Consider the following 21,497-nt stretch of genomic DNA (forward strand, 5'->3'; position numbering starts at 1 on the left):
CGTGGGGGAGAGGTCGTCATGGAACGTTCACCCTGGCACGCCGGCGAGCGACAACTGCAAGCGCAGGTCGGTGTTGCCGAGCGCATGGAGGAATTCGGTCGTAAGGTGATTCGCACCTGGATGCCGGATCAGCACCGTCAGTTCTATCAGCAATTACCCTTCATGCTGTTCGGCGCGGTGGATGCCGATGGCCGTCCCTGGGCCAGTGTGCTGGAGGGTGAGCCGGGTTTCGCGCACTCTCCGGAACCGACGCAGTTGCACTTCGACAGTCTGCCCGCCTTTGATGACCCGGCGCAGTTGCAGGCAGGTGCGGCCATCGGCCTGCTCGGCATCGAGTTGCACACCCGTCGGCGCAATCGCCTCAACGGCCACATTGGCAACCTGGGTACGAGCGGCTTCGACTTGACGGTCGATCAGTCCTTCGGCAACTGCCCGCAGTACATTCAGTTGCGCCAGTTCCAGCGAGTGCCGCTGGCAGACCCGCAAACCCGGCGTGCCGAGCATTTCGATGGGCTCGATGACACGGCGGTCGCGCTGATCGAAACAGCCGACACCTTCTTCGTCGCCAGTTACGTCGATGTCGACGGCGAGCGCTCGGTGGATGTTTCGCACCGTGGCGGCCAGGCCGGTTTCGTGCGGGTGGAGGGCAATCGCCTGACCATCCCGGATTTTGCCGGCAACCTGCACTTCAACACTCTCGGCAACCTGCTGCTCAATCCCCGGGCTGGCTTGCTGTTCATCGACTTTTCCACAGGTGATCTGTTGCAGCTCAGCGGCCGTACCGAGGTCATTCTCGACGGGCCGCAGATCGCAGCCTTCCAGGGCGCCGAGCGGTTGTGGACGTTCGAGGTGGAAAAAGCGGTGCGGCGTCCGGGCGCATTGGCCCTGCGCTGGCGCTTCGACGGCATGTCGCCGACCAGTCTGCTGACCGGCACCTGGGCTCAGGCCGACGCACGTTTGCAGGCCCAGGCCCTGGGAGACAGCTGGCGGCCGCTGCGGGTGGCGCGGATTGAAGCGCAGAGCCAGCACATTCGTTCGTTCTACCTCGAACCCGTGGATGGGGCCGGTTTGCCGGTGTTCCAGGCCGGGCAGCATCTGCCGTTGCGCTTCAATCTCGATGGCGAGGTGTTCATCCGCACTTACAGTCTGTCGGGCGCGCCGTCGGATGATTTCTTCCGGATCAGCGTAAAGCGTGAAGGGCGGATATCGACGCACCTGCACGATCAGGTGCGCGTCGGTGATGTGCTGGAGGCGCGCTCGCCCCAAGGGCATTTCACCGTGGCGCCGCTGGAGCGTCGGCCTTTGGTCTTGCTTGCAGCCGGAGTTGGCATTACGCCGTTGCTGTCGATGCTGCGTGAGGTGGTGTATCAGGGCCTGCGCACCCGGCGGATTCGTCCGACCTGGCTGATCCAGAGCTCTCGAAGCCTTGCCGACCAACCGTTTCGTGTGGAGCTGGACCGCTTGTTGGAGGACGCCGGCGATTCGGTGCGGGTGTTGCGCCTGCTCAGTCAGCCGGAGCCCGACCTGGTCGAAGGCGAGGATTACGACCTGCACGGGCGCATCGACGGCTCATTGCTGAGGAACCTGCTGGACGTCGAGGACTTCGATCAGATCGACTTTGTGCTTTGCGGCCCCGGCGGCTTTACCCAAGGCCTTTACGACAGCCTGCGTGAACTGGACGTGCGTGACGACCAGATCCACGCCGAAACCTTTGGCCCCTCGACCCTCAAGCGGCAGGCCGATCCGGACGCCATCGTGATCGAACAATTGCCGGCTGCCACCACCTCGGTGCCGGTGGTCTTCGAGCGTTCGGCCAAGGAAGCGCGGTGGCAGCCCGATGGCGGCAGTCTGCTGGAGCTGGCGGAAAGTCGTGGCTTGCGTCCCGAGTTCAGCTGTCGCGGAGGATCATGCGGCACCTGCAAGACGCGGCTGATCAGCGGTGCGGTGAATTATCCACAGCCCCCGGCCGAAGTGCCGGAGGAAGGACAAGTGCTGATCTGCTGTGCAGTGCCGGCGCAAAGTGCCCAGCCGCTGGTGCTGGATCTGTAGAGGATCAGGCGTAGGACAGCGCCTTTTCCTCCAACAGTTCCTGATACAGCGCCGTCCACTTGCGACCCATTTCGTCGGCTGTGAATAACTGCCGGTAACGGGCTTCAGCCTTGACGCCCATTTCAGCGGCGCGAGTCGGGTTTTCCCACAGGGTGCGCATCGCTTCGCGAAACGCCTGTGGATGACTCGGCGGTACGACCAGCCCGGTTTCGTTGTGGATATTGATGTAACTGGTGCCGGTGCCGATCTCGCTGGAGATCATCGGCTTGCCGTACATCGCGCCTTCCAGCAGCGAAATGCCGAACGCTTCCGAGCGCAGATGCGACGGGAAAACGATGGCGTAGCTCAATTGCAGCAGGGCGACCTTGTCTTCATCGCTCAGGCGTCCGAGGAAGTGGATATTGCGCAGCCCCAGCGCAGCGGCCTGGGCGTGCAGTTCCTGCTCCAGCGGGCCGGCACCGACGATCACCACCGGGTAGTCCACGTCTTTCAAGGCTTCGAGCAGGATGTGCAGGCCCTTGTAGTAGCGCATCACCCCGACGAACAGGAAAAACTTATCCCCAAGCTGCTGGCGCCAGCGGTTCATGCGCTCGACGTCGGGTTGTGGATAACCGGCCTTGTTCAAGCCGTAGGGGATGACGCGGGTCTTGTCCTGGAACTGCTGCAACACATCGCTGGTGTGCAGGTAGTTCGGCGAGGCCGCAACAATCCGGTCGGCGCTGGCGAGGAAACGGTTCATCAGCGGACGATAGAGTTTGAGCAGGTTCTTCTGGCGAATGATGTCCGAGTGGTAGGTCACCACGCTCGGTTTGTTCACGCCGCTGGCGAAATGCACCAGGTCCATGAACGGCCACGGGAAGTGGTAGTTGATCACGTCGGCTTCGGCGGCCAGTTCGCGAAACTGTTTGAACACGCTCCAGGAAAACCCGGTGGAAGCGAACTGGATATCGAGCCTGGCCCGATGCACTTCGTGTTGGCCCAGTTGCAGCACCGCCGGCTCTGGATTGGCGCTGAGGGTCAGCACCTGGCCTTCGATGCCATGCTGGGCGCCGCTTTCGCAGAGCTGGAAGATCACTTGCTCGATGCCGCCGACTGAGTCAGGCAGGTACGTCTTGAAAAAATGAAGAACTCGCATTCAACCTCCCAAAGCCTGGCGGTAGGCGCCGGCCGTGGCCTGCGCGCAACGCTTCCAGGAAAAAAGCCGTGCCTGCTGCAATCCGGCTTCTCGGCATGCCTGCCAATGCACTTGATCGTCGATCAGGCGGCTCAGCGCATCGCGCAAGCCTTCTGCATCGTCAGCTTCAATATAGTTGCCGGCGGCACCCGCGACTTCCGGCATCGCCGAGGATCGGGTGACCACCACGGGCGTGCCACTGGCCATCGCTTCCAGCACCGGCAGGCCAAAACCTTCATACAACGAGGGAAAAACCAGCGCCCGGGCGCCGGCCAGCAATTGCGCGACCTGCTCATCCGGCAAGTAGCCGAGCAGGCACACATGACCGCTGGCCAGGGCCTGACGCAATTCGTCACTGAACTGCTCACGCTGCCAGCCGGCCATGCCGACGATCAACAGCGGGAAGCGCTGGCGCACGGCTTCAGGCAATAGCGCGTGGGCACGCAGGGCCAGGCCCAGGTTCTTGCGCGGCTCCAGGGTGCCGACACACAGGAAATACTCCCGCGCCTCCACGGCATGCGCCTTGAGCACCGCGTCGATGGCTTGCGGCTCGCGCGGATGAAAGCGCTCGGCGACACCCAAGGGCGCCACCACGAAGCGTTCGGCAGGCAGTCCGAAATAGTCTTGGGCTTCGTCGGCGATGGCTTGCGAGTCGGTCAGAATCACCCGCGCCTGCCGGATGCCGTCGGCCAGCCGACGTTCGATTTCCCTGAGTCGTGTCTGCGGTTGGGTGTCCGGGAAATGCAGGTGCGTCAGGTCGTGCAGGGTGATCACGGTCGGGCCGTCGAAGGCCAGCGGCCACAGGCTCGGTTCGTGGTACAGGTCGATGTCGGGCGTGCGGCCCTGATCGAAGCGTTTCTGCTCCAGCCAGCGGCGGGCCTGATAGGCACCGGGGATCTTGCGCAGCATTGGGGTCAGGCGCGAGTAACCGGGCATTGCCGCTTCCGGCAACTGCGAACTCCAGCCCCAGCCGTGGAACAGCGCCACGTCGATATCGGTCTCGGTGTGCAGGGCGTTCACCAGTTCGGCGACGTAGTGGCCGATTCCGGTGCGCGGTGCCTGGAGAATCCGCGCGTTAAGGGCTATGCGCATGGGACCTCGCTTGCGCCGCGGGCGCATGCAGCACGTGGCGTGCGGTGCGTTCGGCCAGTTGCTGACTGGCTTCGCGCCAGCCGATCCATTGCCAGTCGGCCACATTGCGGGCAGCGGGGAATTGGCCGCTGCGCTCGAAGGCGATCACCAGGTCGGCGAGGCATTGCGGGTCCTGCAAATCGAAATAGGCCATGAACTCGCCGCCGATCTCACGGAACACCGCGATATCGCTGCCCATCGCCGGCAATCCGCGCTGCATGGCTTCCACCAGCGGCAGGCCGAAGCCTTCGACGAACGACGGGAACACCAATGCGCTGGAATGGGCATACGCGTGTTCCAGGCTGGTGTCGCTCAGGTCGTTGAACATGAACAGGCGCCGGTTCAGTTCGCCGTGGTTGCGCACCCGGGCGAGCAGGGCGTCGCACTTCCAGCCGATGCGTCCGGCGATGCACAGCCGAGCATTCGAACCGGCCGCCCAGGCACGTTCGAAAGCATCCAGCAGATAGTCGTGGTTCTTGCGCGGCTCGATGGTGCTGACCATCAGGAACATCGGCTCCGGTGTGGCGAACAGACGTTCCAGGCGCGGCTCGACGGCGGCCTCGACGCTCTGCAGATCCAGCTCCGACCCGAGGTGGAAATAGTCGAACCAGCGTTTTTCGACCTGTGCCGAACCGAGGCGGCGCTGCACTTCCTCATGAACCTGATCGCGCACCGTGGCGGAAATCGCCAGGTAGCCATCGGCGGTGCGGGTAATCCAGTCGAACCATTCGCTGAAAACCTGCACCAGCCGCGTGTCGTAAAACTGCGGGTGGGTCAGGGGAATCAGATCGTAGATCACCGCAACGATGCCCACGCCTTCGCGTTTGAGCCGTTCGGCATGCAGGAAAAAGTCCGAGTGCCAGGACGAATCCAGCAACACCAGGTGATCGCCCGGCCGGTGTTGCAAAGGCTCGCAGCGCTGGGGCAACTGAAAGCGGTTGACCTGCTCGACCAGCCGCAACGGAATGCCGAACAGGCCGAACGACGCCAGGCGATAGCTGACGTATAGCGCACGTCGTGTCAGTTGGGTCCGGCAACGACTGTCGAGGCGCTGATGCAGTTGCCAGAAACGATGGGCCAGCCGCTCCAGGCGCTCGCCAAACGTGACGACGGCGTTGAGCAGCGGCGAATCCAGTGGCGCCAGACGTGTCACGCGGTACAGCTTGCCCTTGAGCAAGACCACCGGCACGCACTCGACCCCTTCGGCGCTCGGCGGCAATTGCTTGATGACGTTGCGCACCACCCGCTGAATCCCAGAATTGATTTTCGGGTGCCGGAACACGTGGGTGCATTCGACCAGCAGCCGGGTCATGGCGCGCGCTCTGTCAGAGCAGCACCGGCATTGCGGGTTATCGAGGCCTTGGCGTTGAGCCACGAGCCACCGACAAAATCCTCCTGGCGGCCGTTGATCACATGAAACACCAAGCCATAGTCGCGCCACTCGAAGTTTCGATCCAGATGGGAGTCCAGGCGCGAAAGACTCAGCGATACCGAGTAATTGCCCTTACCCAGTCCCATCACGAAGGCAAAGCGATAGGTGAAGCGCTCTCCGGCGTGCAGGTCCGTCAGTGCCTTGTCGAGGCGATGGGTATTGATGCCATACATCATCATGCCCAGGCGATCCTTGATCAGGAAGCCGAGCACCAGTCGTTCAATGTCGCTGCGTACTTCGACCTGCACTTCCAGCACCACCGGCTGACCGACCTCGACAGCATCGATGGAACGCTCCTGTTCATCCAGCAGGCGCACCCCGAGAATGACGGCCTCACCGGTGCCGGACACGGTCCGCACTTCGCCGCCGGTGAGTTTTTCCTGACGCACGACCTGGCCTTCGCGTTCGGCCATCACGGCGTTGTAATAATCGAGTACCACTTCCGGTTTGTCGTACATGGCCATGTGGCCGTCCTTGAGCAGGATGGCCGAGTCGCAGATCGACTGGATCGCAAAGCGGTCGTGGGACACGATCAGCAATGTGGTGCCCGCCTTGCGGAAGCTGCGAATGCGGTCGAAGCTCTTGTGCTGAAAGTAGGAGTCACCCACCGACAGGGCTTCGTCGACGATCAGGATATCCGGTCGCCGTGCGGTGGCGACGCTGAAGGCCAGGCGCATCTGCATGCCGCTGGAGTAGGTGCGGACGGGATGGTCGATGGCCTCGCCGATTTCTGCGAAATGTTCGATGTCGGGCATCAACGCTTCGATTTCGTCGACCTGCATGCCCAGCAGCTGCCCGGCCATGATCGCATTCTGGCGGCCGGTAAAGTCCGGGTGAAACCCCATGCCCAACTCCAGCAATGCGGCGACGCGACCTTCAGTCTCGATCTTGCCGCAGGTGGGTTGGGTGGTGCCGGTGATCATCTTCAGCAACGTGCTTTTACCCGCACCGTTGGCGCCGACGATGCCCACCGCCTCACCGGGGGCGATTTCGAAAGCGACATCCTGCAACACCCAATGCTGGCTGTGGCGCAGCGGGGAAAACGGGATCAGCCATTCCGCCAGGCGACTCCAGCGTGTCGGATACTGTTTGTAAGCCTTGCCCAGGCCGGTTACGCGGATATGCCCCATCAGAGTTCATCCACCATTTCACCGACGCGCCTGCGAAACAGGCGCAGGCCGATCAGGCACATCACCAGCGCGGCAATGAACACCGGCAGCAGGGAGTTCCAGACGGGCCACTGCCCGTACAGGAACAGGTTCTGATAGCTGCCGATCAGGTTGGTCAACGGGTTGAGTTGCAGCAGGCGCTGGACCCACTCCGGGAGGATGCTCATCGGGTACACGATCGGCGTCAGCCAGAACCAGAACTGCAGGCAGATGGCGAAGAGCTGACCGACATCGCGAAAGAACACGTTCAATACGCCGAGGACCATGCCCAGCCCTGCGCAGAACATCATCTGCAGCGCAATCAGGGGGATCAGCGCCAGCAGTGCCATGCCCGGCCAGCGCCCGGTGATCAGCAGAAACCCGAGGAACAGGCCGATGATGATGGCAAAGTTGATCGCCGCGTTGCAGAGCACAATCACCGGCAGGCAGATTCTGGGGAAGCTGATTTTCTTCAGCAGGTTGGCGTTGTCCAGAAACATATTCTGGCTTCGCAGGGTGATTTCGGAAAACAGCCCCCATGCCAGCAGACCGGCGCAGAGGTAAATGCTGTAGGCCATGCTGTCATCCACGCCCGGCAAGCGAGCGCGCATGATGTGGGAAAAGATCACGGTGTAAACGATGATCATCGACAGTGGATTGAACACGGGCCACAAGGCCCCCAGCAGTGAATTGCGATACCGCGATTGAAACTCTCGCTGCACGCTGCCGAGAATGAACCCTCGATAGTCATGCAGCGAGCGGTACAGGGAAAACAGCATTTAAACCGTCCTGCCGTATTGGTCTTCGAAGCGGACGATGTCGTCCTCTCCCAGGTATTCGCCGCTTTGCACTTCGATGATCACCAGATCGATCACACCGGGGTTTTCCAGTCGATGCTTGTGCCCGGCGGCGATGAACGTCGATTCGTTCTTGGCCACCAGCGTGGTGCCACTGCCGTTGTTGGTGACCTTGGCCATGCCTTCGACCACCACCCAGTGTTCGTTGCGGTGATGGTGCATCTGCAACGAAAGCTTGCCGCCAGGCTTGACCACGATGCGCTTGATCTTGAAGCGCGGGCCTTCCTCGAGCACGGTGTAGGTGCCCCACGGACGGCTGACCGTGCGATGCAGGCGATAGGCTTCGTGGGACTTGTCCTTGAGCTGCTTGGCCACCCGCCGTACATCCTGCAAACGGTCGGCGTGGGCCACCAGCACGGCGTCGGCGGTGTCGATGACGATCAGGTCTTCCACACCCACGGCGGCCACCAACCGGCCTTCGCTTTGAACGAAATTGTTGCGGCTGTCGATGAAGATCGCTTCGCCGCTGGCGCGGTTGTTGTCGGCGTCGGCCGGCACCAGCGCCGCGACGGCGCCCCAGGAACCGATATCGCTCCAGTCGAAACTGGCGGGTACGACCACGACTTTTTCCGAGCGCTCCATCAACGCGTAGTCGATGGAGATGTCAGTGATCTCGGCGAACAGCGCCGGTGACAGTTCCTGTTGCAGGTAACCGGTGGTCTCCAGCGGCTCGCTCGCCGCCATGCAGGTCCGGGTCTGTTCGAGCAGTTCCGGAGCGTGCAGTTGCAGTTCGGCGATCAGCGTTGCAATGGAGAAACAGAACATCCCCGAGTTCCACAGGAAATTGCCGCTTTCCAGGTAGTGGGTGGCGGTTTGCAGATCGGGTTTTTCCACGAAACGCTGCACTTTGGCCGCGCCCCTGGCATCCAGCGGCGCACCGGTCTCGATGTAGCCGAAGCCGGTTTCCGGGGCGGTCGGCACCACGCCGAAGGTCACCAGATAACCGTCCTTCGCCAGATTGACCGCGTGTTCGACCGCACTCTTGAGCGCGTCTTCGTTGACGATCAAGTGGTCGGCGGGCATCACCACCATGATCGCCTCGTCGCCGTGCAGGGCTTGCAGTGCCAGCGCCGCAGCCGCGATGGCCGGGGCGGTGTTGCGCCCGGTGGGCTCAAGCAAAAAGTGCCCGCGATGCCGGGACAGGCGCGCGGCCTGATAGTGATCCTTGCTCTGGAAGTAGTACTCGCGGTTGGTCACCGTGACGATGTCGCCCCAGCCGTCCAGCAGACCGGCGGCACGCCGATAGGTCTTGCCCAGCAGCGACTGGCCGTCGGGCAGGGTCATGAACGGCTTCGGGTGGCCCTCGCGGGACACCGGCCACAAACGGGTACCGGCACCGCCGGACAGAATCACGGGGATCAGCATGGCCTACTCCTTGGCGACGCGTTTCATGTCCGCATCCATCATCATGCGGATCAGGGTGTCGAGATCGGTTTTCGGTTTCCAGCCCAGCACGCGCTGGGCCTTGGCCGGGTTGCCGAGCAGCACTTCGACTTCGGCCGGGCGGAAGAACGCCGGGTCGATCTTCACGTAGTCGCGGTAGTTGAGACCCACGTGATCGAAGGCAATGTGGCACATCTCGCGCACGGTGGTGGTCACCCCGGTGGCGACCACGAAGTCGTCAGGCTTGTCCTGTTGCAGCATCAGCCACATGGCCTCGACGTAATCGCCGGCAAACCCCCAGTCACGCTTGGCGTCGATGTTGCCCAGGGCCAGCTCCTGCTGTTTGCCCTGCTTGATCCGGGCGGCCGCGTCGGTGACCTTGCGGGTCACGAATTCGATGCCGCGCAGTGGCGATTCATGGTTGAACAGGATGCCGCTGCTGGCGTGCAGGTTGAAACTTTCGCGGTAGTTGACGGTGATCCAGTGGCCATAGAGTTTGGCCACGCCGTACGGGCTGCGCGGGTAGAACGGGGTGTTCTCGTCCTGTTGCTCGGCCTGGATCAGACCGAACATTTCGCTGGTGGACGCCTGGTAGAAGCGCGTGTGCGGGCTGAACTGGCGGATGGCTTCAAGCAGGTGAGTCACGCCCAGGCCATCGACGATGCCGGTGGTCACCGGTTGATCCCAGGACGCAGCGACGAAGCTTTGTGCGGCGAGGTTATAGACCTCGTCCGGCGCCGACTTGATGACCGCGCGCTGCACCGAGCAGGCGTCGGCCATGTCGCCGTCCAGGTACACGATGTCGGCTTCAACGCCCATTTCCCGCAGGCGCCAGCGCGAGTCGCTGCTGCGCCGCGCCACCAGGCCGTGAACCTTGTAACCCTTGTCGAGCAGCAGTCTGGCCAGATACGCGCCGTCCTGGCCGGTGATCCCTGTGATCAATGCACTTTTTGTCATTCTTGTCGTACTCGCTTCTCCCAGTCGGACAGGATCGCCCGCAGGGATTGTTGTATAGAGATTTGCGGCGTCCATCCTGTGGTCCGGGCGAGCCGTTGATGGCTGCCGCAGACACGACGCTGATCCGCGCGGCGCATGCGCGCGGGGTCCTGAACCAGTTGCAGCTCGACCTCGGCCAGGTCGCCCATCTGCTCGATGAGGCTGCGGATGCTTTGCTCATGGCCCGAACAAATGTTGTAGACCTGTCCCGGCGTGCCTTTTTCCAGCAGCGCGAAATAGGCCGAAACCACGTCGTCGACGTCGAGGAAGTCCCGGGTGACATCGATGTCGCCGACTTCCAGTTGCGGCGCTTGCAGCCCCTGCTTGATGCGGTTGATCTGCCGCGCGGCGCTGGCGATGACGAAGCTGTCTTTCTGCCCGGTGCCGATGTGGTTGAACGGACGCGCCACCAGCACTGGCCAGCCTTCGCTCAGGCCCCATTGCAGGCTGAGGAATTCGGCGGACAGTTTGCTCACTGCGTAGGGATTGCGCGGGCAGGGCGGCTGTTGCTCGGTGATCGGCAGTGCGGATTCGTCGACCTGACCGTACACGTCGCCGGAACTGACATACAGAAACGGGCCCTTGAAGCCTCTGGCCTTGAGCGCCTGCAACAGGTTCAGGGTGCCGAGCAGATTGATGTCGAAGGTGCGGGCCGGATCGCGGAACGCTTCGGGGACGAATGTCTGACCGGCCAGGTGAATCACGGCGTCAGGCAATTGCGGCCAGAGGTCGATGAGGCTTTGCGGGTCCGTCAGGTCGAAGGGTGAAGCGGCAGGCAGCAGTTCCCACACCGAGTCATCGAGCATCAGGCGCGACTGGATATGTTGTCCCACGAACCCACTGAGGCCCGTGATGAACAGACGTTTTTTCAAACAGCGACCCCTTGGTCTTTAACTTTCACCGCTTCCCACAGGCTTTGAGGGGATGTCTGTCTGACCGGGAAAAAATCCGGCCGCAAGACGGGTGAAGTCGTTGTTGTAGTTGTTTGGTTGCCAATCTGTGCCAATTGCTCGGCAATTTCAACCGACCAAACCGTGACCGGTCAGTTCTCGTCAGCGTAGCCCGGTTTTTCTCGCCGGGCGGTTCACGAATCCTGAACGGATGTGTTTAGAATGCCCCTCGTCGCGGTTTACCGAGCGTTGCCCAAGTGGTTGCGCAATACGGTGAAACTGACCACTAAAACAAGAACGACGACGTGCTTCGGACACAGGACGACTGTCGGCCATGCCGACCCGATCCGATGCCTGGCCGTCATAGCGTGAGGCTGCCGGGATGGCGGTCGCACCGTGGGATGCCATGAATTTCATTCTCTACTCGGACGTCAACGACCGCTCCATCAGCCAGAGTCTCGGGCGTCCCGAATACAGCTATTACTTCGTGCTCAAGGCCTATCGCCCGGTGCTCGAAAGTCTGGGGCGGGTGCATGTGGTGTCCGCCCGCGACGAAGTCGATCCACTGTATCGACAACTGCTCGCCTCCGGCGAAAGCAGTGTGTTCCTGTCCTTCACCCCGCCGCAAAATACCCCGACCGATCTGGAATGCCCGACGATCTGCGTGATTGCATGGGAGTTCGATTCCATCCCCGATGAGTCGTGGGACGGCGATCAACATCAGGACTGGACGCAGATGCTTGCCCGACAGGGACGGGTCATCACGCTGTCGAGCCACACTGCCCGGGCAATCCGACGAGCCATGGGCGAAGACTTTCCGGTCCTGGTATTGCCGACTCCGCTGTGGGAAAACTTCGCGGCCATCCGTGAGCAACCTGTCAGCGCGCCGATCAATCCCGGGGCGACCCTGGCGATCAAGGGCTGCATTTTCGACAGCCGCACGCTGGGGCTGTGCGCCGATGATCTGCTGCCCAAACCGCTGACCGCCGAGCAACTGGCGGACATCGAGGCGCGCCGTCCGCCGCCCCTGACACTCAAGCGCCGTCTGGTCATCGCCCGTCATTACCTGCGTCTGTGGGCGTTGAACCCGAGCGATCAACCTGAGCCCATGGCCCGCGTGAAATACCTGCATCACGGCTACTGGGAAGGCTTTCGCGATCTGTTCTCGGACAAGGCCCATGCCTGGCTCGAACGACGCCTGCCGAACATTGCCGGCCCCCATGAAGTGGCGGTGGACGAACCACCACCGCTGGACCTGCCGGAGACCTCGGGGGTGGTCGAAACCACAGTCGATGGCGTGATCTACGTGACCGTGTTCAACCCCAAGGATGGCCGCAAGAACTGGCATCACTTGATCACGGCGTTCTGCTGGGCCTTTCGCGAAACGTCTGACGCAACGCTGGTGCTGAAGATCACCCAGAACGATCTGGCGTCCTATTACAGCGAACTGATGACCTTGCTCGCGCAACTGACGCCGTTCGCCTGCCGGGTGCTGGTGCTGCACGGCTATCTGGACGATCCGCAGTATGCGCGGCTCTACCAGGCTGCCAGTTTTTACGTCAATGCTTCGCGCTGCGAAGGCCTGTGCCTGCCGCTGATGGAGTTCATGTCCAGCGGTAAACCGGTGATCGCTCCGGATCACACGGCGATGGAAGACTACATCGACGATTCGGTGGCCTTTGTCGTCAAGTCCAGCGAAGAGCTGACGATCTGGCCGCAGGACACCCGCATCATCTACCGCACCCTGCGTCACCGGCCGGACTGGGGCTCGCTCAAAAGTGCCTACGAAAACAGTTACCGGATGGCCAAGGCGCAACCGCAGGACTATCGCCGAATGTCGGTCGCCGCCGTCGAGCGCATGCACGACTACTGCGCCTTCGCCCCGGTGCAGCAGCGCCTGGCGGACTTCTTCGGCCTTGAGCCAGCGGCTGCCGATGCCGCCCCCGTGACGGACAACGCCTCATGCTGATCATCATTCATTCGGAAACCAACCAGCACACCATCGCGCAGAACCTTGGCCGTTCCGAGTACAGCTATTACTTCGTGCTCAAGGAATACCGGCCGGTGCTCGAGCGTCTCGGGCGGGTGGTGGAAGTGACGGACCCGGCCCGCGAAGTCGATGCGCTGTATCTGGAATGCCTGGCCCATGGCGAGCCGTGCGTGTTCCTGTCGTTCTCGCCGCCCCATCGCACACCGATTCATCTGGCTTGCCCGACGTTGCCGGTGTTCGCCTGGGAGTTCAGCACTATCCCCAATGAGCCTTTCGACGGCGAGCCACGCAATGACTGGCGCACGGTGTTGCGCGCCTGCGGGGCGGCGATCACCCATTCCAGTTACACGGTCGACGCGGTGCGCGAGGCCATGGGCGGCGATTACCCGATTGTCGCGGTGCCGGCGCCGGTGTGGGACCGCTTTGCCGCCCGGGGCGCCCAACTGCAAGGCCAGCCCTCGACGGGGCCGGTGCGCCTGAAGATCAAGGGATTGGTGGCCGACAGTCGCCAACTCAATCTCGACGCCTTCGGCCCGAAGCATCTGCGTCGTGGCAAGGGCATCGATTTCGAGGCGCCGGTTCGCGAGCAAGAGTTGTTGCTGGATGGCGTGGTGTACACCTCGGTGTTCAACCCCGGCGACGGACGCAAGAACTGGGAAGACATGCTCAGTGCGTTCTGCGTGACATTCCGTGAGGTCGAGGACGCAACGCTGGTGCTCAAACTCACCCACCACGATGCCGAAGAGGCCCTCAGCGACATCCTTCATCACCTGTACAAAAACCGCTCCTACCGCTGCCGCATCGTGCTGATCTACGGCTACCTCGCGGACGCGGACTACGAGCGACTGGTGCAGGCGACCCGTTACGTGGTGAACACGTCCTACGGCGAGGGCCAGTGCCTGCCGCTGATGGAGTTCATGTCCTGCGGCAAACCAGCGGTGGCGCCACGCACCACGGCGATGATCGATTACCTGAGCGAGGACAATGCGTTCCTGGTCGAGTCCACCGACGAACTCACCGCGTGGCCCCACGATCCGCGCAAGGCGTTCCGCACGCTGCGTTACGTGACCAACTGGGCGTCGGTCTGCGTCGCCTACCGCGACAGTTACGACGTGGCGAAAAACCAGCCACAACGTTATGCACAAATGTCGTCTCAAGCTGTTCTGAGCCTGCAAGGATTCTGCAGCCAGGCTGTGGCCGAGCAGCGCCTGCAGGACTTTCTGGCGCAGCTGTTCGAGCATCGTGCGATGACAACCGTTGAGGTCTCCGGCTCATGATCCGCGTGCTGACTCGAAGCTTGCGACCTCGTCCGGTGATCATCGCCCGCCAACCGCTGCAAACACTTTCGCCCAACGTCGACCCTTTTTCTGGAGCCAACCCATGCTGAGACTTTTGAAGAAACTCACGGCATCGACGCCTGCACAGCCTGCCGCGCCGGTGGTCGAGGACGTCGACACGTTCCAGCTCGGCTTGCGCGATGCCATGCTCAGCGGCTGGTTCAACCATGACACCGGCGAGCTGTACAAAGGCTTCACGGTGGGCCCCGAGGACACACTGGTCGACGTCGGTTGCGGCGACGGCGGCAACATGCAGTTCTGCGGGATGCGCGGGGCGCGGATCATCGTCGCCGACATCGATGCAGCCAAGATCGAAGCCGCCCGCCAGCGGCTCAGCGAAACCTCGGCCCGCAGCGTCGAGTACCACGTCACCGACGGCAATCCGCTGCCGATCGCCGACAACACCGCGACCCGCGTGGTGTCCACCGAGGTGCTTGAACATGTCGACGATCCGGCACAGTTCCTCGCCGAACTGGTGCGGATTGGCCAGCCGGGCGCCCTGTATCTGCTGAGCGTGCCGCACCCCAGTTCCGAAGATGTGCAAAAAGGCATCGCCATACCGGAGTACTTCGAAAAGCCCAACCACATTCGCATCATCAGCGAGGAGCAGTTCAAGGCCATGGTCAGCGAAGCGGGCCTGGAGATCGTCAGCCACAGCCAGTACGGTTTCTATCGGTCACTGTGGATGCTGCTGTTCTGGGAAGCCAACGTGGACCTGGGCAGCCCCGATCATCCGTTGCTCAATCAATGGACCAAGACCTGGGAGGCCGTGCTCAATTCGCCGCGTGGCACGCAGATCAAACATGCGCTGGACAGCGTCATGGCGAAAAGTCAGGTCATCATCGCCCGTAAACCGTAGCGCGTTTTTTCCGGGAGCGGCCGCGCTCCCGTCGGTTTTGTGTAACCTTGCAGCCTTGTGTTGCCAGGGATTTGCACGTCATGCGGTTTCTTTTCGGGCTGTCGGCATTGCTTGCCACAGCCCTGCTGCTGTCTGCCTGCGAGCGTCAGGAAGCAGCGCCCCTCGATCAACAACTCTACGTCTGGCAACGCCAGTGGACGCCGGGCCATGAGGCGGCGCTCAAGGGCAGCCGCACTGATTTCTCGACCTTGCGGGTATTGGCGTTGCAGGCTTTCCCACAAGCAGGCTGGAGCCGGGCGCGGATCGATCCGCAATTGCTGAAAAGCGATGGCCGGCCGCTGATCGCGGTGATTCGCCTCGATGGTCAGCTCAAGGCGCTGGATCAGGATCAGGTCACGGCGCAGATCCTTCAGGTGATCGATGACTGGCAAACCCAGGGACTCACGCTGGCCGGGGTCGAGATCGATCACGATGCCGGCAATGCGCGGCTGCCCGCGTACGCTGACTTCCTCCTTCATCTGCGCGCAGCGTTGCCGTCATCACTGCCCTTGAGCATCACCGCATTACCGGCCTGGCTCGACAGCCCGCAACTGCCGACGCTGCTGGCAACAGTCGACAGCAGCGTGCTGCAGGTGCATGCGGTCAGCGATCCGCGACGCGGTCTGTTCGACCCTGAGCAGGCGCGCGACTGGGCGAAGCGCTGGGGGCGGATCAGCGACAAACCGTTCTACCTGGCCCTGCCGGCTTACGGTGTAGCGTTGTTGCCGGACAGCGGTGGCGCGCCGGTGGTGGAAAGCGAAGTGACGCTGGAGCGAGGTGGCGAGCGCCGCGAATTGCTGGCCGATCCACAGCAACTGAGCCGACTCGCCAAAGCACTGCGCGAGGATCGACCGGCGCACCTGGCCGGGCTGATCTGGTTCCGCCTGCCGCTGGCCAATGACCGCCGGGCGTGGAGTCTGACCACGTTGCGTGCGGTGGCCCGAGGCGATGCGCTGTCCAGCAAACTCGACTTGAGCTTCAAGGCGCAGGACGGCCTCTACGACATCACGCTCGGAAACGCCGGCAACCTTGATAGCCCCTGGCCTGCGCGCGTTCGGGTAAAAGCCAGCGGCTGTGAAGGCGCCGATGCGCTCGCCGGTTATGCATTGCAACAGACTGCGGATCTGCTTACCTTCACCCGCTTGCGCGACGGCCGATTGCCGGCGGGCGGGCAGCGTGCGATCGGTTGGGCACGTTGCGCAAATATTGATCAAGGAGGTTCGCATGTTGACCCGTAACTGGCCCCGCCATCTGCTTTGCCTGAGCCTCAGCCTGCCGCTGGGATCGGCGCTGGCCTGCGGCCCGGATTTCCCGATGCGTCTGCTCGACGATCGCGGGCAATCGCTGGCGGAACTGCCGGAGGGCAACTTCAAGTTCGAGATCAATCGCCTCGGCAAGACCATTGCCGGGCTGAAGAACGTCACGGCGGTCACCTACAACCCGGATGACATCTATGGCGAACCCAAGGAGCCCGCTGAACTGCGTGAGAAGGCCGAGCAGCAGGGCCTGAGCGTGGAGCAGCAGGCGCTGGTCAAGCAACTGCGCAGCCTGACCGATGCACGTCAGGTCGAGGTGCAGGGCGCGAGCCTGCCGGCGGAACTGCGTCTGTATGTGGCGGGCGCGGTAGCGTTCGGCGCCGGTGATCATCAACTGGCCGTCGAGTACTTCCGCCAGTTGCTGGCGCTGCCGGCCGATCAACGCGCGTTGCGCAGCACCTGGGCCGCTTATTCGCTGGGCCGGGCGTTCTTTGCCATGAGCAGCGAAGCAGGCGATACGCTCGACGCGTTGGAAAACGCCATCGAAGCCTTCCGCCAGACGCGACAACTGAGCATCGACGGTTTCAGCGATCCGCTGGAACTCGGCGTGGCCAGCCTCGGCGAAGAAGCACGAGCGCTGCGCACGGCGGGCAGTTGGGACAAGGCCATCGAACTCTATGCCACGCAAAACCTGCATGGCTCGAACGTCGGCTACACCTCGCTGAAGCTGTTGATGAACGATCTGGCCGAAGAACCCGAGGATCGACTGGAGAAGTTGTTGCGCGGCAAAGCCGTGCAGCAGCTGGTGACCGCGTCGCTGATCAGCCGGATCGGCTGGTCATTCGGCGACGAGCCGCCGAACGAGAAAAAACTGATCAAGGCGTTGCAGGAGAGCACGCGCGGCAGCCTCGATAACGCTGATCGTCTGGCGGCCATGAATTATCAACAGGGCGACTACGCCAGCGCCAAGGCGTTCCTCGAACACGCCGGCGACAGCGGCCTGGCGTGGTGGCTGCGGGCGAAACTGGCGGTGCGCGATGGCGACAAGGTCGCGGCGGCTGCGGCCTATGCGAAAGCTGCGCAAGCGTTCCCGCAGGGTGAATCCTGGGGCGAGCGGCGTACCGCCGACTGGAATCTTGAATCCCTTCAGCCCAAATGCCGGGTCGAGGGTGAAAGCGCGATTCTTGCGCTGCAACGTGGCGAGTACCTGCAGGCCTTCGATCAGTTGTATCGCAGCCAGAGCATTTACTGGTTCGACGCCGCGACGGTGGCCGAGCGAGTGCTGACGGTCGAGGAGCTGAAAAACTACGTCGATACCAACGTCCCGGCACCGCCCGCGCTGAGCCAGCAGGATCGTGACAATTACGTGCCGCTGCCGGTGGCCGCGAGCCTGCGCAATCTGCTGGGCCGGCGTTTGTTGCGTGAAGGGCACTACGAAGAGGCGGTCGGCTATTTCGACAATGCCGATTTGCAGCACAAGGCTCGGCTCTATGGCGAGCAACGCCTGAAGGCTGATTCGGCGTGGTGGCCGACCAAGCGTGCCAGTGCGCTGTTCAATGCGGCGTGGACGGCTCGCGAGTGGGGCATGGACATCCTGGGTTACGAAATGGCCCCGGATTACGCGACCTTCGGCGGTAACTACAGCCTGGAAAACACCGAGCTGAAAGTCGGGCCGCTGGTGAGCGAGGCTGAAGTGCAACGGCAGAAAGCCAGTGAAGCGCAGCCGGATGAGCGCTATCACTATCGGTTTGTTGCCACAGCGCTGGCCAGCCGTGCGGCGGATAACTTGCCGCACACCAGCCAGGCGTTCGCCGCCGTGTTGTGTTCGGCCGCCGGTTTCAATAGCAGCCTGCAAGAGCAAAGCGCGCTGTATCAGCGATATGTGAAAGAAGGTCCGTACATGGGCTGGGGCGGCTATTTCGGCCAACAATGCCCTTATCCGGACTTCGCCAACGCCGACAAACGCTACGTCACCCAGGTTGTCGACGCTGTTCGCGGGGTGTTGCGACCCTACAAGCGTGCAGTGCAGATCGGCGCCATCATTGGGTTGACCGTCATTGCGCTGGTGATCATCACCCGCCGCCAACGCAAGGCCCGCAAAGCTTAAGCCTGCTGGACGAACGTCAGGCGCACAGCGAAGCCGATCAACAGGCTGCCGAACAACCACTGCTGCACGCGCTGGGCCGTTGGGCTGTGTTTCAGCCAGCGGCCCAGCGCCGTGCCGAGCAAGGCATAGGCGCTGTCGAACAGCAATCCAGCGGCCACCAGCATCGCACCGAGCACCGCAAACTGCGTCAGCACCGGTGCGCCATTCGCCACGATGAATTGCGGCAGCAGCACCGAGCAGAACAGCAAGGCTTTCGGGTTGAGCAGGTTGGTCAGCAGGCCACGACGGATCGCGGCGCGCCACTGCCCATGGCCGTCTGTTACGGTGCCGGCGTTCAGATCAGGCAGCAGCGTGGTGCGCAGGCATTGAATGCCGATCCACAGCAAGTACGCCGCCCCGGCCATCCGCACCGCATCGAACGTCCACGGTGCAGCCTTGAACAGCGCCGCCAGCCCCAGCGCCGCGAGTGCGACATGACAGCCTCGGGCAACCGCCAGCCCCACCGCCGTGGCAAGTGCTGCGCCGCGACCCTGGCGGGCACCGGTCTGCAACAGCAGGATCATGTCCGGGCCGGGCAGCAGATAGACCACCGCCAAAGCCAGGAAAAACAGCCAGAGACTCGCCATGTCGCACCCCTTTCGTTGTCGATTCGGTGCAACCAGTCTATGACCGAGGGGCAGGGCAGGTGCTTGCGTAGTTCGCTTCTATAACTATTGAGATTGGCATAACCTGCTTTCTTTTTGCGGTTACACCATCAGGATCTGCCAACCATGAAACTCGACGCCTTCGATCGCAAGATTCTCGCCGCGCTGCAACGGGACGGGCGCCTGAGCAATGTGCAACTGGCGGACGAGATCGGTTTGTCCGCGTCGCCGTGCCTGCGCCGGGTGCGGATGCTCGAAGAGGCCGGGGTGATTCGCGGTTATCAGGCGAACCTGGACCGTGACGAAGTGGGGCTGGGGCTGACGGTGTTCGTCGGGGTCAAGGTGGAACGACACAACGATGAACAGGCCGAGGCGTTTCACCGGGCGGTGACAGCGTTGCCGGAGGTGATTTCGGCGTTTCTGGTCTCAGGGGAATCGGATTTTCTGCTGCAAGTGGTGGTGCCGGACTTGCGCGCCTACGACCGTTTTTTAACCGGTTGTCTACTGAAGTTGCCGGGGGTAAGCGACATCCGCAGCAACTTTGCGATTCACACGGTGAAGACCCCGGGAGCGTTGCCCCTGGGGCATTTGCCGTCCTGATACTTCCCGCATTGCGCGGGAAGTATCCGCGAAGTGCTTACATCTGCGTTGCCATGCCCTCGACATTCATCGCTGCCTGACGCAACGCCTCGGAACGGGTCGGGTGAGGGTGGCAGGTCAGCGCAATGTCTTCGGCCGACGCGCTGAACTCCATGGCCACGCAGTACTCGCCGATCATTTCACTGACGCTCGGGCCGACCAGGTGCACGCCGAGGACTTCGTCGGTGTGCGCGTCGGCGAGGACTTTGGCAAAACCTTCGGTTTCGTGATTGATCTTCGCCCGGCTGTTGGCGGTGAACGGGAACTTGCCGACCTTGAAGGCCCGGCCTTCAGCCTTGAGCTGCTCTTCGGTCTTGCCGACACTGGCCAGTTCCGGTCGGGTGTAGATCACGTTGGGGATCAGGTCGTAGTTGACCTCGCCCGCCTTGCCGACGATCTGCTCGATGCAGGCCATGGCTTCGTCTTCGGCCTTGTGCGCAAGCATCGGCCCTGAGGTGACATCGCCGATCACCCAGACGCCGGGTGCTTCGGTGCGATGGTGTTTGTTGGCGAGCATGCCGCGTTTGTCGGTGCTCAGGCCGACGTTCTCCAGGCCCAGGCCTTGGGTGTAAGGACGGCGACCGATGGCGACCAGCACGTAATCAGCTTCCAGCAGCTCGGCGGTGCCGCCGGCTGCCGGTTCGATGCTCAATTGCACGCCGTTGGCCGAAGACGTGGCGCTGGTGACTTTCGAACTCAGTTTGAAGCTGATGCCCTGTTTGCTCAGCGAGCGTTGCAGGGTCTTGCCGGCCTCGCCATCCACGCCCGGGCAGATGCGGTCGAGGTATTCCACCACCGTCACTTGCGCGCCGAGTCGCCGCCAGACCGAGCCGAGCTCCAGGCCGATCACGCCGGCACCGATCACCACCAGATGCTTGGGCACTTCGCTCAAGGACAGGGCGCCGGTGGAATCGAGGATGCGCTGGTTGTCGATTGCCACGCCGGGCAGGGGAGTGGGTTCGGAGCCGGTGGCGATGACGATGTCGGTGGCGGTCAGTTCGATGCGGCTGCCCTGATCGCCGGTCACGCTGACTTTTCCGGGACCGTCGATGTGGCCCCAGCCCTTGATCCAGTCGACCTTGTTCTTGCGGAACAGGAACTCGATGCCTTTGGTCAGGCCGGCGACGCTTTCGTCCTTCTGCTTCATCATTTGCGCGAGGTTGAGCGTCGGTTTGACCTCGATGCCGAGGTTGGCGAATTCCGCCCCCATCGCCGCATCGTACAGTTCGGACGCATGCAACAGCGCCTTGGACGGCATGCAACCGACGTTGAGGCAGGTGCCGCCCAGCGTGGCGCGCCCTTCCACGCACGCGGCCTTGAGGCCCAACTGGCCGGCGCGGATCGCCGCGTTATAACCGCCGGGCCCACCGCCCAGAATCACTACGTCATAGTTGCTCATGCGCTTACTCCTGGCTGAAGAATGCGGATCGCTAAAAATTACGTACGTAATATGTGCGTTTCCGGACATTTCGGTCAAGGCTTCAGGAACGCGACAGGTTGGGCATCCTTGAATGTGAAATTGAGTACAAATATTTCACGGATTTCGTTATATCGTAACGAGTTGTG

17 protein-coding genes are annotated in these 21,497 nt (G+C 62.4%); 7 read left to right on the forward strand and 10 right to left on the reverse strand.

The genetic code is table 11. The features are described from left to right. The first annotated feature begins 18 nt into the window (after window positions 1-18). Window positions 19-2,049 (forward strand): 2Fe-2S iron-sulfur cluster-binding protein, encoded by a 2,031-nt coding sequence (locus AC1RR7_RS08405; RefSeq protein ID WP_493157080.1) that lies wholly within the window; start codon window positions 19-21, stop codon window positions 2,047-2,049. 4 nt (window positions 2,050-2,053) lie between these two features. On the opposite strand, the gene AC1RR7_RS08410 is transcribed toward AC1RR7_RS08405, so the two are convergent. From AC1RR7_RS08410 to AC1RR7_RS08445, 8 genes are read right to left on the reverse strand one after another with little or no spacing between them, the layout of a single operon-like run. Continuing rightward, on the reverse strand, window positions 2,054-3,184 hold the full coding sequence (locus AC1RR7_RS08410) for a glycosyltransferase family 4 protein (protein WP_102622630.1): 1,131 nt from the start codon (window positions 3,182-3,184) through the stop codon (window positions 2,054-2,056). Further along, window positions 3,185-4,315 (reverse strand): glycosyltransferase family 4 protein, encoded by a 1,131-nt coding sequence (locus AC1RR7_RS08415; RefSeq protein ID WP_493157083.1) that lies wholly within the window; start codon window positions 4,313-4,315, stop codon window positions 3,185-3,187. Then, entirely contained in the window at window positions 4,299-5,666 is a 1,368-nt protein-coding gene (locus AC1RR7_RS08420) for a glycosyltransferase family 4 protein (protein WP_096817056.1), read from the reverse strand. Before AC1RR7_RS08420 ends, AC1RR7_RS08415 begins: the two co-directional genes overlap by 17 nt. Continuing rightward, complete coding sequence (locus AC1RR7_RS08425) at window positions 5,663-6,916, reverse strand: ABC transporter ATP-binding protein (protein WP_096817058.1); 1,254 nt, start codon at window positions 6,914-6,916, stop codon at window positions 5,663-5,665. Before AC1RR7_RS08425 ends, AC1RR7_RS08420 begins: the two co-directional genes overlap by 4 nt. After that, window positions 6,916-7,713: an ABC transporter permease gene (locus AC1RR7_RS08430; protein ID WP_096817060.1), complete on the reverse strand. Its 798-nt coding sequence runs from the start codon at window positions 7,711-7,713 to the stop codon at window positions 6,916-6,918. Before AC1RR7_RS08430 ends, AC1RR7_RS08425 begins: the two co-directional genes overlap by 1 nt. After that, entirely contained in the window at window positions 7,714-9,156 is a 1,443-nt protein-coding gene (locus AC1RR7_RS08435) for a mannose-1-phosphate guanylyltransferase/mannose-6-phosphate isomerase (protein ID WP_493157085.1), read from the reverse strand. It lies immediately after the preceding gene. Between the two features lie 3 nt (window positions 9,157-9,159). Then, a complete protein-coding gene (gmd, locus tag AC1RR7_RS08440) occupies window positions 9,160-10,131 on the reverse strand; it encodes a GDP-mannose 4,6-dehydratase (RefSeq protein ID WP_096817063.1) in 972 nt (323 codons plus the stop codon). Next, complete coding sequence (locus AC1RR7_RS08445) at window positions 10,128-11,042, reverse strand: GDP-mannose 4,6-dehydratase (protein ID WP_493065575.1); 915 nt, start codon at window positions 11,040-11,042, stop codon at window positions 10,128-10,130. The genes gmd and AC1RR7_RS08445 overlap by 4 nt, the downstream gene beginning before the upstream one ends. Before the next feature lie 424 nt (window positions 11,043-11,466). Between AC1RR7_RS08445 and AC1RR7_RS08450 the strand changes: the two genes are divergently transcribed. From AC1RR7_RS08450 to AC1RR7_RS08470, 5 genes are all read left to right on the forward strand, one after another. After that, the gene (locus AC1RR7_RS08450) at window positions 11,467-13,029 is read left to right on the forward strand and encodes a glycosyltransferase (RefSeq protein WP_493157088.1); all 1,563 of its coding nucleotides are present in this window, start codon (window positions 11,467-11,469) and stop codon (window positions 13,027-13,029) included. Continuing rightward, window positions 13,023-14,327, forward strand: coding sequence for a glycosyltransferase (locus tag AC1RR7_RS08455; protein ID WP_493157090.1), 1,305 nt, complete (start codon window positions 13,023-13,025; stop codon window positions 14,325-14,327). Before AC1RR7_RS08450 ends, AC1RR7_RS08455 begins: the two co-directional genes overlap by 7 nt. A 103-nt stretch (window positions 14,328-14,430) precedes the next feature. Further along, window positions 14,431-15,246, forward strand: coding sequence for a class I SAM-dependent methyltransferase (locus AC1RR7_RS08460; protein WP_102622625.1), 816 nt, complete (start codon window positions 14,431-14,433; stop codon window positions 15,244-15,246). 80 nt (window positions 15,247-15,326) lie between these two features. After that, complete coding sequence (locus AC1RR7_RS08465) at window positions 15,327-16,523, forward strand: DUF3142 domain-containing protein (protein ID WP_493157092.1); 1,197 nt, start codon at window positions 15,327-15,329, stop codon at window positions 16,521-16,523. Further along, window positions 16,510-18,648 (forward strand): tetratricopeptide repeat protein, encoded by a 2,139-nt coding sequence (locus tag AC1RR7_RS08470; protein ID WP_493157094.1) that lies wholly within the window; start codon window positions 16,510-16,512, stop codon window positions 18,646-18,648. Before AC1RR7_RS08465 ends, AC1RR7_RS08470 begins: the two co-directional genes overlap by 14 nt. Here the strand turns inward: AC1RR7_RS08470 and AC1RR7_RS08475 are convergent. After that, window positions 18,645-19,274 carry a LysE family translocator gene (locus tag AC1RR7_RS08475; RefSeq protein WP_102622622.1) on the reverse strand — a complete coding sequence of 210 codons (630 nt, stop codon included), beginning with the start codon at window positions 19,272-19,274 and terminating at the stop codon, window positions 18,645-18,647. The two genes, AC1RR7_RS08470 and AC1RR7_RS08475, sit on opposite strands and share 4 nt — an antisense overlap. Before the next feature lie 144 nt (window positions 19,275-19,418). On the opposite strand from AC1RR7_RS08475, the gene AC1RR7_RS08480 reads away from it, so the two are divergent. Then, the gene (locus tag AC1RR7_RS08480) at window positions 19,419-19,892 is read left to right on the forward strand and encodes an Lrp/AsnC family transcriptional regulator (protein ID WP_007954205.1); all 474 of its coding nucleotides are present in this window, start codon (window positions 19,419-19,421) and stop codon (window positions 19,890-19,892) included. Window positions 19,893-19,929: 37 nt separating this feature from the next. Here AC1RR7_RS08480 and lpdA read toward each other — a convergent pair whose 3' ends face one another. Then, window positions 19,930-21,330, reverse strand: coding sequence for a dihydrolipoyl dehydrogenase (gene lpdA / locus AC1RR7_RS08485; RefSeq protein ID WP_096817076.1), 1,401 nt, complete (start codon window positions 21,328-21,330; stop codon window positions 19,930-19,932). Window positions 21,331-21,497 lie beyond the last annotated feature (167 nt).

The organism is Pseudomonas sp. GW821-FHT11G12 (assembly GCF_058808055.1).

Bases quoted from the DNA above. Each gene is read 5' to 3' on its own strand.
- AC1RR7_RS08405 (WP_493157080.1), top strand. From the start codon at position 19: ATGGAACGTTCACCCTGGCACGCCGGCGAGCGACAACTGCAAGCGCAG.
- AC1RR7_RS08410 (WP_102622630.1), bottom strand. From the start codon at position 3,184: ATGCGAGTTCTTCATTTTTTCAAGACGTACCTGCCTGACTCAGTCGGC.
- AC1RR7_RS08415 (WP_493157083.1), bottom strand. From the start codon at position 4,315: ATGCGCATAGCCCTTAACGCGCGGATTCTCCAGGCACCGCGCACCGGA.
- AC1RR7_RS08420 (WP_096817056.1), bottom strand. From the start codon at position 5,666: ATGACCCGGCTGCTGGTCGAATGCACCCACGTGTTCCGGCACCCGAAA.
- AC1RR7_RS08425 (WP_096817058.1), bottom strand. From the start codon at position 6,916: ATGGGGCATATCCGCGTAACCGGCCTGGGCAAGGCTTACAAACAGTAT.
- AC1RR7_RS08430 (WP_096817060.1), bottom strand. From the start codon at position 7,713: ATGCTGTTTTCCCTGTACCGCTCGCTGCATGACTATCGAGGGTTCATT.
- AC1RR7_RS08435 (WP_493157085.1), bottom strand. From the start codon at position 9,156: ATGCTGATCCCCGTGATTCTGTCCGGCGGTGCCGGTACCCGTTTGTGG.
- gmd (WP_096817063.1), bottom strand. From the start codon at position 10,131: ATGACAAAAAGTGCATTGATCACAGGGATCACCGGCCAGGACGGCGCG.
- AC1RR7_RS08450 (WP_493157088.1), top strand. From the start codon at position 11,467: ATGAATTTCATTCTCTACTCGGACGTCAACGACCGCTCCATCAGCCAG.
- AC1RR7_RS08455 (WP_493157090.1), top strand. From the start codon at position 13,023: ATGCTGATCATCATTCATTCGGAAACCAACCAGCACACCATCGCGCAG.
- AC1RR7_RS08460 (WP_102622625.1), top strand. From the start codon at position 14,431: ATGCTGAGACTTTTGAAGAAACTCACGGCATCGACGCCTGCACAGCCT.
- AC1RR7_RS08465 (WP_493157092.1), top strand. From the start codon at position 15,327: ATGCGGTTTCTTTTCGGGCTGTCGGCATTGCTTGCCACAGCCCTGCTG.
- AC1RR7_RS08470 (WP_493157094.1), top strand. From the start codon at position 16,510: ATGTTGACCCGTAACTGGCCCCGCCATCTGCTTTGCCTGAGCCTCAGC.
- AC1RR7_RS08475 (WP_102622622.1), bottom strand. From the start codon at position 19,274: ATGGCGAGTCTCTGGCTGTTTTTCCTGGCTTTGGCGGTGGTCTATCTG.
- AC1RR7_RS08480 (WP_007954205.1), top strand. From the start codon at position 19,419: ATGAAACTCGACGCCTTCGATCGCAAGATTCTCGCCGCGCTGCAACGG.
- lpdA (WP_096817076.1), bottom strand. From the start codon at position 21,330: ATGAGCAACTATGACGTAGTGATTCTGGGCGGTGGGCCCGGCGGTTAT.